Source organism: Falsirhodobacter algicola (assembly GCF_018279165.1).
Classification (GTDB): Bacteria; Pseudomonadota; Alphaproteobacteria; order Rhodobacterales; family Rhodobacteraceae; genus Falsirhodobacter; species Falsirhodobacter algicola.
On the sequence record NZ_CP047289.1, the window covers coordinates 375,192 to 390,209 of the forward strand.

15 protein-coding genes are annotated in these 15,018 nt (G+C 67.8%); 12 read left to right on the forward strand and 3 right to left on the reverse strand.

Annotation, left to right across the window (positions count from 1 at the left end; genetic code table 11):
* Positions 1 to 43: 43 nt before the first annotated feature.
* Entirely contained in the window at positions 44 to 1,267 is a 1,224-nt protein-coding gene (locus GR316_RS01915; RefSeq protein ID WP_249218791.1) for an NAD(P)H-hydrate dehydratase, read from the reverse strand.
* 245 nt (positions 1,268 to 1,512) lie between these two features.
* On the opposite strand from GR316_RS01915, the gene GR316_RS01920 reads away from it, so the two are divergent.
* The 5 genes from GR316_RS01920 to GR316_RS01940 all read left to right on the forward strand — a co-directional run bounded on the left by GR316_RS01920 (position 1,513) and on the right by GR316_RS01940 (position 5,489).
* Positions 1,513 to 1,851, forward strand: a complete 339-nt coding sequence (locus GR316_RS01920) for a P-II family nitrogen regulator (RefSeq protein ID WP_211784387.1) — start codon at positions 1,513 to 1,515, stop codon at positions 1,849 to 1,851.
* Positions 1,852 to 1,881: 30 nt separating this feature from the next.
* Positions 1,882 to 3,288: a type I glutamate--ammonia ligase gene (gene glnA, locus GR316_RS01925; protein ID WP_211784388.1), complete on the forward strand. Its 1,407-nt coding sequence runs from the start codon at positions 1,882 to 1,884 to the stop codon at positions 3,286 to 3,288.
* 112 nt (positions 3,289 to 3,400) lie between these two features.
* Positions 3,401 to 4,339, forward strand: a complete 939-nt coding sequence (gene fabD / locus GR316_RS01930) for an ACP S-malonyltransferase (protein WP_211784389.1) — start codon at positions 3,401 to 3,403, stop codon at positions 4,337 to 4,339.
* Between the two features lie 10 nt (positions 4,340 to 4,349).
* Entirely contained in the window at positions 4,350 to 5,087 is a 738-nt protein-coding gene (gene fabG / locus GR316_RS01935; protein ID WP_211784390.1) for a 3-oxoacyl-ACP reductase FabG, read from the forward strand.
* A 168-nt stretch (positions 5,088 to 5,255) separates the two neighbouring features.
* Entirely contained in the window at positions 5,256 to 5,489 is a 234-nt protein-coding gene (locus GR316_RS01940) for an acyl carrier protein (protein ID WP_045389136.1), read from the forward strand.
* Positions 5,490 to 5,540: 51 nt separating this feature from the next.
* On the opposite strand, the gene GR316_RS01945 is transcribed toward GR316_RS01940, so the two are convergent.
* Both GR316_RS01945 and GR316_RS01950 read right to left on the reverse strand, forming a co-directional pair.
* Positions 5,541 to 8,051 (reverse strand): HWE histidine kinase domain-containing protein, encoded by a 2,511-nt coding sequence (locus tag GR316_RS01945; RefSeq protein WP_211784391.1) that lies wholly within the window; start codon positions 8,049 to 8,051, stop codon positions 5,541 to 5,543.
* Positions 8,048 to 8,527, reverse strand: a complete 480-nt coding sequence (locus tag GR316_RS01950) for a biliverdin-producing heme oxygenase (protein ID WP_211784392.1) — start codon at positions 8,525 to 8,527, stop codon at positions 8,048 to 8,050. Before GR316_RS01950 ends, GR316_RS01945 begins: the two co-directional genes overlap by 4 nt.
* Positions 8,528 to 8,720: 193 nt before the next feature.
* Here GR316_RS01950 and fabF point away from each other — a divergent pair, with 193 nt between their 5' ends.
* From fabF to GR316_RS01985, 7 genes are all read left to right on the forward strand, one after another.
* Positions 8,721 to 9,983 (forward strand): beta-ketoacyl-ACP synthase II, encoded by a 1,263-nt coding sequence (fabF, locus tag GR316_RS01955; RefSeq protein ID WP_211784393.1) that lies wholly within the window; start codon positions 8,721 to 8,723, stop codon positions 9,981 to 9,983.
* Positions 9,983 to 11,158 carry an endolytic transglycosylase MltG gene (gene mltG / locus GR316_RS01960; protein WP_211784394.1) on the forward strand — a complete coding sequence of 392 codons (1,176 nt, stop codon included), beginning with the start codon at positions 9,983 to 9,985 and terminating at the stop codon, positions 11,156 to 11,158. Before fabF ends, mltG begins: the two co-directional genes overlap by 1 nt.
* 152 nt (positions 11,159 to 11,310) lie before the next feature.
* A complete protein-coding gene (locus GR316_RS01965; RefSeq protein WP_211784395.1) occupies positions 11,311 to 11,622 on the forward strand; it encodes a hypothetical protein in 312 nt (103 codons plus the stop codon).
* On the forward strand, positions 11,579 to 12,922 hold the full coding sequence (locus tag GR316_RS01970) for a DNA-packaging protein (protein ID WP_211784396.1): 1,344 nt from the start codon (positions 11,579 to 11,581) through the stop codon (positions 12,920 to 12,922). The genes GR316_RS01965 and GR316_RS01970 overlap by 44 nt, the downstream gene beginning before the upstream one ends.
* A gap of 150 nt (positions 12,923 to 13,072) precedes the next feature.
* Positions 13,073 to 14,239: a phage portal protein gene (locus GR316_RS01975; RefSeq protein WP_390625189.1), complete on the forward strand. Its 1,167-nt coding sequence runs from the start codon at positions 13,073 to 13,075 to the stop codon at positions 14,237 to 14,239.
* Positions 14,236 to 14,469: a GTA head formation protein, RCAP_rcc01685 family gene (locus GR316_RS01980; protein WP_211784397.1), complete on the forward strand. Its 234-nt coding sequence runs from the start codon at positions 14,236 to 14,238 to the stop codon at positions 14,467 to 14,469. The genes GR316_RS01975 and GR316_RS01980 overlap by 4 nt, the downstream gene beginning before the upstream one ends.
* A gap of 2 nt (positions 14,470 to 14,471) precedes the next feature.
* On the forward strand, positions 14,472 to 15,005 hold the full coding sequence (locus tag GR316_RS01985; protein WP_211784398.1) for an HK97 family phage prohead protease: 534 nt from the start codon (positions 14,472 to 14,474) through the stop codon (positions 15,003 to 15,005).
* Positions 15,006 to 15,018 lie beyond the last annotated feature (13 nt).

Genomic DNA, 15,018 nt, shown 5'->3' on the forward strand with positions numbered 1-15,018 from the left:
GGCCTTCTAGCAAAGCGCCCCGCCGGATGCGAGAGGAAAAGCGTCAGAGGCCCAGCTTGCGAAAGACGGCGGGCAGGCGGTCCGGCAGATCCTCGGCGATCAGGCCGGGGCCGAAATCGCGCGCCACCTCCACATGCAGCCATGCGGCCGTGGCGGCGGCGTCGAATGGGGGCAGGCCCCGCGCCAGCAGCCCCGCGATCATGCCCGACAGCACATCCCCCGCACCGGCCGTCGCGAGCCACGGGGCAGCGCGGTCATGGCTGGCATGGGCCAGCACGGCGCGCCCGGACGGATCCGCGATCACCGTATCGTGGCCCTTCAGAAGGACGGTGCAGCCCGCCCGCGCCGCCGCCTGCCGCACGGCGTCCGGCTTTGCGAGGGGGGCGTCCGCAAGGTCGGGGAACAGGCGGCGGAACTCTCCGGGATGGGGGGTCAGCACGCAGTGCGGATGCAGCCCCGCGAGATCGGTCTGGGCCAACGCGGTCAGGGCGTCGGCGTCCAGCACCGTGGCGCGATCTGCGCCGAGGGCGGCAGGCAAAAGCGCCGCCGCACGCGCCACCCCAAGGCCGGGACCGAGGCAAAGGGCGTTGGCGCGCGGATCCTCCAGCAGGGCGGAGAGGTCTGCCGCACCCTCCACGCCCCGCAGCATGATCGCGTCCAGCCGCGCCGCATGTTCGGGCAGGGCGTCCCGTGGGGGCAGCAGCGTCACCAGCCCCGCGCCGATCCGCAGGGCCGCCCGCGCCGCCATCCGCGCCGCGCCGCCATGCCCCGCCGCGCCCGACAGCACCAGCGCATGGCCGTAATCGAACTTGTGCCCACCCGTCTTGGCGATCGCCGCAAGGTTTGGATCGCACAGGCGCAGCGCCGCCGTCACCGGAAGGCACAGATCGACGATGTGCAGCGCGCCCGTCGCCTCCGGCCCATCGGCGAGGAAATGCCCCGGCCGCGCGGCCTGAAGCGCCACGGTCAGATCGGCGCGGACCCAAGGCCCGTCGCGCCGCCCGGTGTCGAGATCGAGCCCCGCCGGCCCGTCCACCGCCACGCGCCGCGCATCCGGCCAATCCCCGCCGGTGCCGCCGCCCACGTCGATCACCAGTTCGGGCGGCGCATCCGGCGCCCCCACCGTCACCGCCCAGCCGAGCGCCGCAAGTTGGCGCGCGATCTCGCCGCCAAGGGCGCCATCCTGCGGGCCGGGCCGTATCAGGGTGCGAGGCGGGGCGTGGCGCAGATCGGGCCAATGGGCCAGCACCGCCTCCACCACGGCCATGCCCGGTATTGCCCCGCCGAGGGCAGAGGGAGACCGCCCGATGCCCCCGAATTCAGCAGAAGTGGGAAGCGGTGCCCCGCGTGTCGGCATGGTGTTCGCAATGTGCATAATAAATGTGCTGCCAGATTAAATTTACACCGTCACGCGGCGCTTTTGCATCTTGCGCGCGATCCCCGCCGCCTCCCCAATTGTCGAGGAGCCGTGAAAGTGGTCAGTCACGGAAAACGACAACGGAGAGTCGGCGCATGAAGAAAGTTGAGGCGATCATCAAGCCGTTCAAGCTCGATGAAGTGAAGGAAGCGCTTCAGGCGGTCGGCGTACAGGGTCTCTCCGTCACCGAGGTGAAGGGCTTCGGGCGGCAGAAGGGCCATACCGAGCTGTATCGCGGTGCCGAATACGTCGTGGATTTCCTGCCCAAGGTGAAGATCGAGATCGTCATCCCCGACGACATGGTCGATGCTGCGGTGGAGGCGATCATCGGCGCGGCCCGCACGGAGAAAATCGGCGACGGCAAGATTTTCGTCAGCCCGGTCGAACAAGCCATCCGCATCCGTACCGGCGAAACCGGCGACGACGCGGTCTAATACACGTTTATCACGGAGGGATACGACCTTATGAACGTCCAGGAAGTTCTGAGCCTGATGCAGGACGAGGAGGTCGAGTATGTCGACATCCGCTTTACCGACCCCAAGGGCAAGCTGCAGCACGTGACGCTGGTGGCCGACCTGGTCGACGAAGATTTCTTCGAAGAAGGCTTCATGTTCGATGGCTCGTCCATCGCTGGCTGGAAGTCCATCGACCAGTCCGACATGAAGCTGATCCCCGATCCGGCATCGGCCTATATCGACCCGTTCTACGCCGAAAAGACGCTGTGCGTGCATTGCAACGTCGTGGAACCGGACACGGGCGAAGCCTATGACCGCGACCCGCGCGGCACCGCCGTCAAGGCCGAGGCCTATCTGAAATCCTCGGGGATCGGCGACGCGTTCTATTGCGGTCCGGAAGCCGAGTTCTTCATCTTCGACGACGTGCGCTACTCCGTCTCCATGAACAAGGTCTCGTTCCAAGTGGACGCGATCGACGCGGCATGGAACACCGACACCGTCTACGAGGGCGGCAACACCGGCCACCGTCCGGGCGTGAAGGGCGGCTACTTCCCGGTGAACCCGATCGACGACGCGCAGGATCTGCGCGGCGAGATGCTGTCCACCATGAAGCGCATGGGCATCAAGGTCGACAAGCACCACCACGAGGTCGCCTCCTGCCAGCACGAGCTGGGGATGATCTTCGGCGGGCTGACCGAGCAGGCCGACAACATCCAGAAATACAAATACGTCATCCACAACGTGGCCCATGCCTATGGCAAGACGGTCACCTTCATGCCCAAGCCCATCAAAGGCGACAACGGCACGGGGATGCACGTCAACATGTCGATCTGGAAGGACGGCAAGCCGCTCTTCGCGGGCGACAAGTATGCCGATCTGAGCCAAGAGGCCCTGTGGTTCATCGGCGGCATCCTGAAGCACGCCAAGGCGCTGAACGCGATCACCAACCCCTCGACCAACAGCTACAAACGGCTGATCCCGGGCTTCGAGGCACCGGTGCTGCGCGCCTATTCCGCGCGCAACCGTTCGGGCTGCGTCCGTATTCCGTGGACGGAATCGCCGAAGGCCAAACGTGTGGAAGCCCGCTTCCCCGATCCCTCGGCGAACCCGTATCTGGCGTTCTCGGCGCTGCTGATGGCCGGCCTCGACGGCATCCGCAACAAGATCGACCCGGGCCCGGCTTCGGACAAGGATCTCTACGATCTGCCGCCCGAAGAACTGGCCGCGATCCCGACCGTCTGCGGCAGCCTGCGCGAAGCGCTGGAAGAGCTGGAGAAGGATCACGAGTTCCTGCTGGCCGGTGACGTGTTCACCAAGGACCAGCTTGAGGGCTACATGGCGCTCAAATGGGAAGAGGTCTATGCCTACGAGCATACGCCCCACCCGGTCGAGTACCAGATGTACTACAGCTGCTGATGCAGCCGGGGGTCGCCTGAAAGGGCGGCCCCTTTTCCTTGGGCGCTGCGGTCGGTTGCGGTTCGGGCGGGGGCGGGCTATCCCGGTTCAAACCGCAAAGGAGCCTGATCAGATGCGTGCGTTCGTTTTCCCGGGGCAGGGTGCCCAGACCATCGGCATGGGCCGTGCACTGGCCGACGCCTATCCCGCCGCGAAAGCCGTCTTCGACGAGGTGGACGAGGCGCTTCAGGAAAACCTGTCCGCGCTGATCTGGGATGGCGATATCGACACGCTGACCCTGACGCTGAACGCCCAGCCCGCGCTGATGGCGACCTCCATCGCTGCGATGCGCGCGCTGGAGGCGGAGGGGATCACCGTCGCCGATGCCGATTTCGTCGCAGGCCATTCGCTGGGTGAATATTCCGCCCTTTGCGCCGCCGGCGCGCTGAGCCTGCCCGACACGGCGCGCCTTCTGCGCGCGCGGGGCGCGGCGATGCAGGATGCCGTGCCGGTGGGGATCGGGGCGATGGCGGCGATCCTCGGCCTCGATTTCGAACAGGTCCATGCCGTCGCCGAAGAGGCCGCGCAGGGCGAGGTGTGCCAAGCCGCCAACGACAACGATCCGGGGCAGGTCGTGGTCTCGGGCCATGTGGACGCCGTGAACCGCGCGATGGAGATTGCCAAGGCGGCCGGGGCCAAGCGCGCCCTGCTGCTGCCGGTTTCGGCCCCGTTCCATTGCGATCTGATGCAACCCGCCGCCGCCGCCATGTCCGAGGCGCTGGCCGCCGTCGCGATCGAGGCGCCGCAGGTTCCGGTGGTCGTCAACGTCCGCGCCGAGGCCGTGACCGAACCCGACCGCATCCGCGCGCTGCTGATCGCGCAGATCACGGGATCGGTCCGCTGGCGCGAGTCGGTGCAGTATATGGAAGGCGCGGGCGTCGCCGAGTTCTGGGAGATCGGCGCGGGCAAGGCCCTGTCGGGCATGATCAAGCGGATCGCCAAAGGGGCGCAGACGCGCGCCATCGGCACGCCCGAGGATGTTGCGGCGGCCAAGGCCGCGCTGGCAGTTTGAGGAGGACCACATGTTCGATCTGACGGGTAAGAACGCGCTGATCACGGGCGCATCGGGCGGCATCGGCGCGGACATCGCGCGGGCGCTGCACAAGGCGGGCGCGTCGGTCGCGCTGTCGGGCACGCGCGAGGCGCCGCTGCAGGAGCTTGCGGCCGAACTGGGCGCGCGCGCCCATGTCGTGCCCTGCAACCTTTCGGACGCCGCCGCCGTGGAGGCGCTGCCGAAGGCCGCCGCCGAGGCGATGGGCTCGGTCGACATTCTGGTGAACAATGCCGGGATCACGCGCGACAACCTTGCGATGCGCATGTCCGACGAGGAATGGACGCAGGTGATCGACGTGAACCTGACCTCCACCTTCCGGCTGTGCCGGGGCGTGCTGCGCGGCATGATGAAGGCGCGGTGGGGGCGGATCGTCAACATCTCCTCCATCGTGGGGGCGACGGGCAATCCGGGGCAGGTAAACTATTCCGCCGCCAAGGCCGGGATGGTTGGCATGTCCAAGAGCCTCGCCTTCGAGGTGGCCAGCCGGGGGATCACGGTGAATTGCATCGCGCCGGGCTTCATCGCCACCGCGATGACGGACAAGCTGAACGACGATCAGAAGGGCCGCATCCTGTCGCAGATCCCCTCGGGGCGCATGGGAACGCCTGCGGAAATCGCCGCGGCGACGCTGTATCTGGCCAGCGCCGAAGCCGGTTATGTCACCGGCTCCACGCTGCATGTGAACGGCGGGATGGCCATGCTCTGATTACGCTTGAAAGGGTTTGCCTTGCCCCATAACCCTTGCTATAGCGCGTTTCGAGACCACGGGGGCGCATTGCCACCGGGGCACCCCGTCGCACTGTCGGGACAACCGCCCCTCGGGGCATGACAACTGGGACGGGACCGCTGCTCCCGCAACGAATGAGGAAATGACATGAGCGACATCGCAGATCGCGTGAAGAAGATCGTCGTCGAGCATCTGGGCGTCGAAGAAGAAAAAGTGACCGAGAACGCCTCGTTCATCGACGATCTGGGCGCTGACAGCCTCGACACCGTCGAGCTGGTCATGGCCTTCGAAGAAGAGTTCGGTATCGAGATCCCGGACGACGCCGCCGAAACGATCCAGACCTTCGGCGACGCGGTCAAGTTCATCTCCGAAGCCGTCTAAGGCTTTCGAGCGTGTTTCAGGAAAGGGCGCCCCCAGCGGGGCGCCCTTTTCTCATGCGCGGTAGGCGGCGCTGAGCGTTTCCACCAGATTGTCGGCGTCATAGGGTTTGCGCACCACGGGCACGTCCTGCATTCCGCCCGGCAGCGCCGAACCTTCGTCATAGCCGGTGGCGAAGACGAAGGGGATGGCGCGGGCGCGCAGCGCCTCGGCGACGGGGATCGACGTCTCATGGCCGAGGTTCACGTCCAGCATCGCCAGTTCCACGCCGCCTGTTTCGAGAATCTCCAGCGCCTGCGCGACGTTGCGTGCCAGCGAGATGCGGGTGAACCCGGCCTCCTCCAGCATCGCCTCCACATCCATGGCGATAAGAAGCTGATCCTCCAGCAGAAGGACATGGGCCTCTTCGGGAATGCCGGTGGGGGAGGGTGTGGGAGTGTCGGTGGGCAATGGTTTATCCTCAAAACGTACATGACGGCCGGGAAGCACGAATTCTGCCTCCACGCCGCTCGGGTGGTAATCGATGCGGCTGCTGCCGCCGAGATCGAAGGGAAGGGAGCGTTCCAGCAAGAGGGAGCCGAACCCCTTGCGGTCGGGCGCGATGACGGGCGGGCCGCCGCTTTCGCGCCACGTCAACCGGCATGTCCCGTCGGTAGAGGGGGTCCAGCGGACATCCAGCCGCCCGCCGGGCCGCGACAGCGCGCCGTATTTGGCCGCATTCGTCGCCATTTCATGCAGGATCTGCGCCATGACCGAGAAGCTGCGGCTGTCGAGCGTGGCGCCCGGCCCCTCCAGCCGGATCTCGGACGATCCGCGATAGGGGGAGAGTTCGGCCTGCAGCAGCGCATGGAGCGAGCCGCCGCCATCGCCGCGCATCACCTGATCATGGGCATGCGACAGCGCCTGAATGCGGCCCTTCAGTGCCGCGACATAGCTTTCCAGCGTCCGGCCCTCTTCGACCGGGTGGCCGATCACCGATTTGATGACGGCCAGGATGTTCTTCACGCGGTGGTTCAACTCGTCGTTCAGCACGCGCTGGCGCAGATCGGCGCGGGCGCGTTCCTCGCTAAGGAGTTCGTTGTGCAGAAGGACGATCTCCACCAGCGTGGTGCGCAGGGCATGGGCGGTTTCCAGATCGTCCACGTTCCACGGGCGGCAGCGGCGATGCACGTCCTGCTTCCACAATTCGAAGCTGCGGCGCGGTGTCAGCCGGTCGCCGAAGGGGCCGGTTTCGTACACCTTTTCGGGGTTGCCCGCCCAGACGAGGGTCTGGATCTGCTCGCGCCGGAAGAACAGGATCCAGTCCCGCGGCAATTGCGAGACGGGAACCGCCAGAAGCCCCGCCGCGCGGTCGTGGAAGGATTCGGCGATGGGCAGGTGATCGACAAGGCAGTTCGTCGCCCAGACATCGCCCGCCGCTTGCTGTTCCAGCAGCGGCAGCAGGGTGTCCAGCGCCTCTTCGTCCGGCACGCTGCCGCGGGTGAAGAGGTTGCCGCCGACGCGGATCGCGATGCCGTCGCAATCGAGCAGTTCCGACAGTTCCTCGATCCCTTGGCTAAGGAGTTCGGGCACATCCTGCGACGTGTCCAGCCGCGACAGCCGTTCCAGACGCGCGCGGGTGTTCGCGGCCATGTCCAGCTTGCGCTTGCGCAAAAGCGTGCCGAGATGCAGCGACAGAAACTCGCCGAACATCTCGGCTGCGACGCGTTCGGCCATGGGCAGCAGGCGGGGGCTGTAATGGTGGCAGGCGATCAACCCCCACAGCGCGCCGTCCACGATGATCGAGATCGACATCGACGCCGCCACGCCCATGTTGCGCAGATATTCGCAATGCACCGGCGAGACGGAGCGCAGATGCGCCTGCGACATGTCGAGGGGCGTGCCTTCGAAGAGTTCAGGCAGGATCGGCACCCGTTCGGCCGAGGCGTCGGAGATGAGGCGGATGGTGTTGGCCAGATAGAGCCGCCGCGCCTGCACCGGAATGTCGGCGGCGGGGAAATACTGACCGAGGAAGCTTTCCAGCCCCTCGCGCCGTTCTTCGGCCATCACGCGGCCCGCGCCGTCGGGGCCGAATTCGTAGGCCATCACGCGGTCATAGCCGAGATGCGCCCGGATGAGCTTGGTCGCGGCGGCGATCAGCTCCTCCATGGAGACGATGCCGCCGATGCGGTCCATCATCAGCCGCGTCAGTTGCAGCGGCGGGAAGGGGGTTTCGGTGGCGGGCTCCACCTCCAGAATGGTGGCGGCGCCGTTGCGGTGCAGCGCCATGTCCACCCGGCGGCCCGAGCGCAGCGGCACATCGAACACGAGCGCGGGCCGCGTCTGCGTCAGCGCCACCTCGCGCGCGGCGCGCAGCTGGCGCGCGACGGCGGGGGTGAAGATGTCGTCCAGACTTTCGCCGTTGCGCACGCCCTCGCGCCCGAGGATCTGGGCGCAGTTGGCCGAATGTTGGCGCAGCAGGTCCATGCCGCTGTCGAAGGCGAGCATCGCGCCGAAGGGCTGGATCGTGCCGGGGATGTGGATCGGTTCGCGATCGCAATTGGTCAGGGTGACAGGCTCTGTCATGTCGGTTCCTTGGCGAAGGCGGCCTGCGCCCACTCGAATGTCAGGATGGCGCCTTCGGCGGCGGCATCCGCGTCATACCCCTCGGCCGCCTCCAGTCGGGCGAGGAAGGCCGTCCAGCTGCTGGCATCGCCCGCAAGATGCCGCGCGCCGTGATCCGTCGTCAGCCCCAGCGTGGCCGCACGGCGGCACAGGATCTGCCCGCCGAGCGCCGCCCCTTCGGTGACATAGAGGCAGCCGAGCAGCGCGCTTCCCGTCAGCGGCGGCGCGGGCCGGACCTCCGGCAGCGGCAGGCCCAGATCGGCCATGTCGGCGTTCAGCGCGGGCAGCAGGGTGCGGGGGCGCCAGCCGTCCACCTCCACCCCGGCCAAGGCGGGGTCGATCATCGCGCGGAACCGGTGATTGGCCCGAAGATAGGTGTGGTAGCTGTCGAGGCTGTCGAAGCTGCCGACGGCCATGTCGAGGGCATGATGAACCAAGGCCGTCGCATCGCGCAACCGCCAGCGTCTTTCGGAAAGTCGCCCTGTTCGTTCCATCGTGGCCAAATTAGCGGGAAAGCCCTGCTGCGCAAGGAGGAAATCTGCCCACTGGCGGCGGGCATGGGGCGGCTTATGTTGCAGCGCTCTGCCGCCTTGTGTATCAGGCGGCAAACTCACCGAAAGGAAGTCGTTCATGCGTCGCGTCGTCATCACGGGTCTGGGACTGGTCACGCCGTTGGCCTCTGGCGTGGAGGAGACGTGGGAACGGCTTCTGGCTGGCCAGTCGGGCGCGGGCACGATCACCCGGTTCGATCCGTCGGGCGTGGTGACGAAATACGCCTGCGAAGTGCCGCGCGGCGATGGGACGAACGGCACCTTCAACCCTGACGACTGGATGGAGCCGAAGGACCAGCGCAAGGTCGATGACTTCATCGTCTATGGCATGGCGGCGGCGGCGCAGGCCGTGGCCGATTCCGGCTGGACCCCCGCCACCGACGAAGAGCGCGACCGCACCGGCGTCATGATCGGCTCGGGCATCGGCGGGCTGAGCACGATCGCCGAGACGGCCGTCCTCATCAAGGAGAAGGGGGCCAAGCGCGTCTCGCCGTTTTTCATCCCCGGCTCGCTCATCAACCTCGTCTCGGGGCAGGTGTCGATCCGCTTCGGGTTCCGCGGGCCGAACCACGCGGTCGTCACCGCCTGTTCCACCGGGGCGCATGCCATCGGGGATGCGGCGCGGATCATCGCCTTCGGGGATGCGGATGTGATGGTGGCGGGCGGCGCCGAGAGCCCCATTTCCGAAATCGGGATCGCGGGCTTCAACGCCTGCAAGGCGCTGTCGACCAAGCGCGCCGACGATCCGGCCAAGGCCAGCCGCCCCTATGACGCCGACCGCGATGGGTTCGTCATGGGCGAGGGCGCGGGCATCGTCGTGCTGGAGGAATACGAACACGCCGTCGCGCGCGGGGCCAAGATCTATGCCGAGGTACTGGGCTATGGCATGTCGGGCGACGCCTATCACATCACCGCCCCGTCCGAGGATGGCGATGGCGGTTACCGCGCCATGCAGGCCGCTCTGAAACGCGCCGGGATGGAGCCGTCGCAAGTCGATTACATCAACGCCCACGGCACCAGCACCATGGCCGACACGATCGAACTCGGCGCGGTGGAGCGTCTTCTGGGCGATCACGCGGCCAATGCCACGATGAGCAGCACGAAATCCTCCATCGGGCACCTTCTGGGCGCGGCGGGTTCCGTGGAGGCGATCTTCTGCGTGCTGGCGATCCGCGATCAGATCGCGCCGCCCACGATCAACCTCGACACCCCGGCGGTGGAGGCCAAGCTCGATCTGGCGCCGAACGCCGCCGTGAAGCGCAAGATCGATGTCGCGCTGTCGAACTCGTTCGGGTTCGGCGGTACGAATGCCAGCCTCGTGCTGGGCCGGGTGACCGGCTGATGTGGAAATCCGTCGCCTCGAACGCGCTGACGCTGTTCGTCGTTGTTCTGGTTCTGGTGGCGGGCCTCATCGCGTGGGGGCGGCAGACGTTCTATGAACCCGGCCCGCTGGCCGAACCGATCTGCCTGCGGGTGGACCGGGGCGATTCCACCGCCGTCATCGCCCGCACGCTGCACGGGCAGGGCGCGATCCGCAGCGATCAGGTGTACCGCATCGGCGCCAGCTATACCGACATGGCGGGGCGCGAGAAGTTCGGCAGCTACCTGATCCCGGCGGGCGCCTCGATGCCGCAGATCCTCGAGATCGTGACCACGGGCGGGCAATCCACCTGCGGGCGCGAGATCAACCTTCAGATCGGGGTCTCCGCCTCGCAGATGGTGCTGCGCGATCTGAACCCGGCCACCGGCCGGTTCGAGGAGATCGCGAAATACGATCCCGCCGCCGGCGAGGCCCCGGCCGAATTCGACGGCCCCGAAGACGATCTGCGCCTGCGCGTGACGCTGGCCGAGGGCGTGACCAGCTGGCAGGTGGTGGACGGGCTGAAGCATGCCGATTTCCTGACCGGCGATGTGGAGGACATCCCCGCCGAGGGCAGCCTCGCCCCCGACAGCTATGAGATCGCGGCGGGCGAAACCCGCGCCGATCTGCTGGCCGAGATGGCCGAACGCCAGACCCGCATCCTTGCCGAGCAGTGGGAGAGCCGCGACGAGGATCTGCCCTATGACAGCCCCGAAGAGGCGCTGATCATGGCCTCCATCGTGGAGAAGGAGACCGGCATCGCGAGCGAGCGGCCGATGGTCGCCAGCGTCTTCGTGAACCGCCTGCGTCAGGGGATGCGCCTGCAGACGGACCCGACGGTCATCTATGGCGTGACGGGCGGCGAGGGGATTCTGGGCCGCGGCCTGCGGGCGAGCGAGCTGCGCGCGCGCACCCCCTACAATACCTATGTCATCGACGGGCTGCCGCCGACGCCGATCGCCAATCCCGGCCGCCTCAGCATCGAAGCGGCGCTGCATCCAGCCGAATCCGACTATGTCTTCTTCGTCGCCGACGGTTCGGGCGGGCACGCCTTTGCCCGGACGTTGGAGGAGCACAACGCCAATGTGGCCAAATGGCGCGAGATCGAACGTGCCCGCGGCGAGGAGCCGGAGGGCGGCGTTCAGACCCGCCAGTGATGCGGGGCGCCGGACGGTGCCTTTGCCCGATCTTAGGGCTAAGGGCCTAAAGCTGGGACCATGCTGGATGACATGAAGAACGGCCCGGGGGGAAACCCTCGGGCCTTTTTCGTTCGCGCGTGCGGGAACACACGGCATGGGAGACGCGAGACATGGACAGGGACCATTCGGATGGGGCGCCGCAGGTGGACCTCTTGGCCGAGACGGAGCGGCTTTACCGCGAGGTGGCCGAGGAACTGGCCGTCGCGACGCGCCGGATCGGCGAGGGCGACATGTCCGAGATCGCGAACACGGTGCGTGCGGCCAAGGATCTGCGCGCGGCGCTGCATATGGTGATGGATGAAAGGACACGGCTTGAGAAACTGCGCAGACAGGCGGGAGAGGGCGGCGGAACGGGCATCGACTTGGACGCCGCCCGCGATGAAATCGGGCGCCGCCTCGCTTGCCTTCGCGCCGCAGGATGAGGTGGAGGCCTTTCTTGCGGCGCTGTCGGAGGGGGCGGTGGCGGCGCTGCCGTGGCTCTTTGCCTTCTGGGCGCTGCCCCATCAGCTTCCGCCGCCGGGGGATTGGAAGACATGGGTGATCATGGGCGGTCGCGGCGCGGGCAAGACGCGCGCCGGGGCCGAATGGGTGCGCGCCGAGGTGGAGGGCGCGCGCCCGCACGATCCGGGGCGCGCGCGGCGCGTGGCGCTGGTGGGCGAAACGATCGATCAGGTGCGCGAGGTGATGATCTTCGGCGACAGCGGCATCCTGGCCTGCAGCCCACCCGACCGCCGCCCGGACTGGGAGGCGGGGCGGCGGCGGCTGGTCTGGCCGAATGGCGCGGTGGCGCAGGTGTTTTCGGCGCATGAGCCGGAATCGCTGCGCGGCCCGCAATTCGATGCGGCGTGGGTCGACGAGCTTGCGAAATGGAAGAAGGCCGCCGACACATGGGACATGCTGCAATTCGCGCTGCGGCTGGGCGCGCATCCGCGGCAGGTCGTGACCACGACGCCGCGGGATGTGGCGGTGCTGAAGGCGATCCTGAAAACCCCGTCCACCACCCTGACTCATGCCCCGACCGAGGCGAACCGCGCATGGCTTGCGCCCAGTTTCCTGACCGAGGTGCGCGCCCGCTATGCCGGCACGCGCCTTGGGGCGCAGGAACTGGACGGGATGCTTCTGGAGGATGTGGAGGGTGCGCTCTGGTCCACCCGCGCGCTGGAGGCGGCGCGTCTGGATGCGCCGCCCGTGTTCGACCGGATCGTGGTGGCGGTGGACCCGCCGGTGACGGGCCATGCCGGATCGGACGCCTGCGGCATCGTCGTGGTGGGGGCCGTGATGCAGGGCCCGCCGCAGACATGGCGCGCCGTAGTATTGGAGGATGCGAGCGTGGAGGCCGCGAGCCCCGACACATGGGCGCGTGCGGCGCTGGCGGCCATGGCGCGGCACGGCGCGGACCGGCTGATCGCCGAGGTCAACCAAGGCGGCGATCTGGTGGAGACGGTGATCCGCGGCATCGACCCCATGGTGCCGTTCCGCGCGGTGCGCGCCAGCCGGGGGAAGGCCGCGCGGGCCGAACCCATCGCCGCGCTGTATGAACAGGGCCGCGTGCGGCATCTGCGCGGCCTTGCCCGGCTGGAGGACGAGATGTGCCGCATGACCCTGCGCGGGTATGAGGGCAAGGGATCGCCGGACCGGGTCGATGCCCTCGTCTGGGCCTTGTGGGAGCTGATGGTGGACCCGGCTGCGGGCTGGCGGCAGCCGCAGGTGCGGGGGCTCTGACCCTCCGCGCGGAGGGGTTAAGGGATGTTAACCCTTCCGCCGTAGATTGGCTTCAACGGACAAGGGATGTCCGGGATTTGCGAGACAGCGACGACGGTAGGGCCGCGCATGGGGCGCGGGCCGGTGGCGGCTTGCCGGATGGAGGTGCGGATGTTCGATTTCCTGAAACGGGGCGCGGCGACGGCGCCGGAGGCGAAGGCCTCGGCGACGGGGCCGGTGATCTCGTATCAGAGTTCGGGGCGCGTGGCATGGAGCCCGCGCGACGCGGTCAGCCTGACGCGGACCGGCTTTCAGGCCAACCCGATCGCCTTTCGTGCGGTGAAGATCATCGCCGAGGCGGCGGCGGCGCTGCCGATGATCTGCCAGGATGCGGAGCGCCGGTTCGACGTGCATCCGCTGCTGGAGTTGATCCGCCGCCCGAACGCGGCGCAGGGGCGGGCCGATTTCTTCGAGGCGCTCTATGCGCAGCTTCTGCTGTTCGGCAATGCCTATCTGGAGGCGGTGGCGGGCACGCGCCTTCCGTCCGAACTGCATGTGCTGCGGGCCGACCGCATGAATCTCGTGCCCGGCCCGGACGGCTGGCCCGCCGCCTACGACTACACCGTGGGCGGGCGCAGTCTGCGCTTCGATATGACGGGGGGGCTTCAGCCGATCTGCCATATCAAGACGTTCCACCCGCAGGACGATCATTACGGCCTGTCGCCGATGCAGGCGGCGGCGGTGGCGCTGGATGTGCACAGCTCCGCCTCGCGCTGGTCGAAGGCGCTGCTGGACAACGCCGCCCGCCCGTCGGGGGCGATCGTCTACAAGGGCAGCGACGGGCAGGGCACACTTTCTGCGGATCAGTACGACCGGTTGGTGACCGAGATCGAGATGAACCATCAGGGCGCGCGCAATGCGGGCCGCCCGATGCTTCTGGAGGGCGGGCTGGATTGGAAACCGATGGGGTTCAGCCCGTCGGACATGGAGTTCCACGAGACCAAGCTGGCGGCCGCGCGCGAGATCGCGATCGCCTTCGGGGTGCCGCCGATGATCCTCGGGATTCCGGGGGAGGCGACCTATGCCAACTATCAGGAGGCGAACCGCGCCTTCTACCGCCTGACGGTGCTGCCGCTGGCGATGAAGGTGGCGGCGGCGGTGTCGCATTGGTTGGCGGCCTTCGGCGGGGAGGAGGTGGAACTGCGCCCCGATCTGGATCAGGTGCCCGCCCTTGCGGTGGAGCGGGATCAGCAATGGACGCGGGTCGGCGGGGCGGAGTTCCTGACCACCGCCGAGAAGCGGATGCTCTTGGGCCTGCCGAGGCTGGCGGAGGAATGAGGGAAGCCGGCTCGCGCTTTCTCTACGAGAGTTTCGATGCCGCCGCCGCGCGGATCGAGGCGAACGAGCGCGTGTCCGAGGAACGCTGGAACGGCCTCGAATACCGGCTGGTCCAGATCGAGGGCACGCTCGACCGGCTGGAGCGGCGCATCTGGCTGGGTGTCTACGGCGTGGCGGCCTTTCTGCTGACGCAGGGGGCCGAGGCGCTGGTCAACACGGCGATGAGGTGAGGATGAACGGATTGCAAGGAGCGCCGGAGCGCAAGTTCCACGCCACCGGCACGCTGGAGGTGCAGGACGGGGTGATCGCGGGCTATGCCTCGCGGTTCGGACTGCGCGATCAGGGGGGCGATGTGGTGCTGCCGGGGGCCTATGGCGCAAGCCTCGGGCGGCTGGGCGGGCGGCGGGTGAAGATGCTGTGGCAGCACGACGCCGGAGAGCCGATCGGCGTCTGGGACGAGGTGCGCGAGGATGGGACGGGCCTGTTCGTCAAGGGCCGCATCCTGCCGCAGGTGGCGCGGGGCCGCGAGGCGATCGCGCTTCTGGATGCGGGGGCCATCGACGGGCTGTCCATCGGCTATCGCACGCTGCGCGCCGAGCGGGACGCCAAGGGGCGACAACTGGCCGAACTCGACCTGTGGGAAGTGTCGCTCGTGACCTTTCCCATGCAGGTGGAGGCCCGCGTTCAGGCCAAGAGCGAGGATCACGGATGGCGGCATGTCGCGGCCATCCTGAGAGGGGCCGCGGCCGAGATCGCCGCGCGCTGAAATCCAGACAGAA

What these genes read in the sequence shown, in the direction of transcription:
- glnA (WP_211784388.1), top strand. Translation starts at nt 1,882, where the DNA reads ATGAACGTCCAGGAAGTTCTGAGCCTGATGCAGGACGAGGAGGTCGAG.
- GR316_RS01945 (WP_211784391.1), bottom strand. Translation starts at nt 8,051, where the DNA reads ATGACAGAGCCTGTCACCCTGACCAATTGCGATCGCGAACCGATCCAC.
- GR316_RS01965 (WP_211784395.1), top strand. Translation starts at nt 11,311, where the DNA reads ATGGACAGGGACCATTCGGATGGGGCGCCGCAGGTGGACCTCTTGGCC.
- GR316_RS01915 (WP_249218791.1), bottom strand. Translation starts at nt 1,267, where the DNA reads ATGGCCGTGGTGGAGGCGGTGCTGGCCCATTGGCCCGATCTGCGCCAC.
- GR316_RS01985 (WP_211784398.1), top strand. Translation starts at nt 14,472, where the DNA reads ATGAACGGATTGCAAGGAGCGCCGGAGCGCAAGTTCCACGCCACCGGC.
- GR316_RS01940 (WP_045389136.1), top strand. Translation starts at nt 5,256, where the DNA reads ATGAGCGACATCGCAGATCGCGTGAAGAAGATCGTCGTCGAGCATCTG.
- GR316_RS01975 (WP_390625189.1), top strand. Translation starts at nt 13,073, where the DNA reads ATGTTCGATTTCCTGAAACGGGGCGCGGCGACGGCGCCGGAGGCGAAG.
- GR316_RS01920 (WP_211784387.1), top strand. Translation starts at nt 1,513, where the DNA reads ATGAAGAAAGTTGAGGCGATCATCAAGCCGTTCAAGCTCGATGAAGTG.
- fabG (WP_211784390.1), top strand. Translation starts at nt 4,350, where the DNA reads ATGTTCGATCTGACGGGTAAGAACGCGCTGATCACGGGCGCATCGGGC.
- GR316_RS01970 (WP_211784396.1), top strand. Translation starts at nt 11,579, where the DNA reads ATGAAATCGGGCGCCGCCTCGCTTGCCTTCGCGCCGCAGGATGAGGTG.
- fabF (WP_211784393.1), top strand. Translation starts at nt 8,721, where the DNA reads ATGCGTCGCGTCGTCATCACGGGTCTGGGACTGGTCACGCCGTTGGCC.
- mltG (WP_211784394.1), top strand. Translation starts at nt 9,983, where the DNA reads ATGTGGAAATCCGTCGCCTCGAACGCGCTGACGCTGTTCGTCGTTGTT.
- GR316_RS01980 (WP_211784397.1), top strand. Translation starts at nt 14,236, where the DNA reads ATGAGGGAAGCCGGCTCGCGCTTTCTCTACGAGAGTTTCGATGCCGCC.
- fabD (WP_211784389.1), top strand. Translation starts at nt 3,401, where the DNA reads ATGCGTGCGTTCGTTTTCCCGGGGCAGGGTGCCCAGACCATCGGCATG.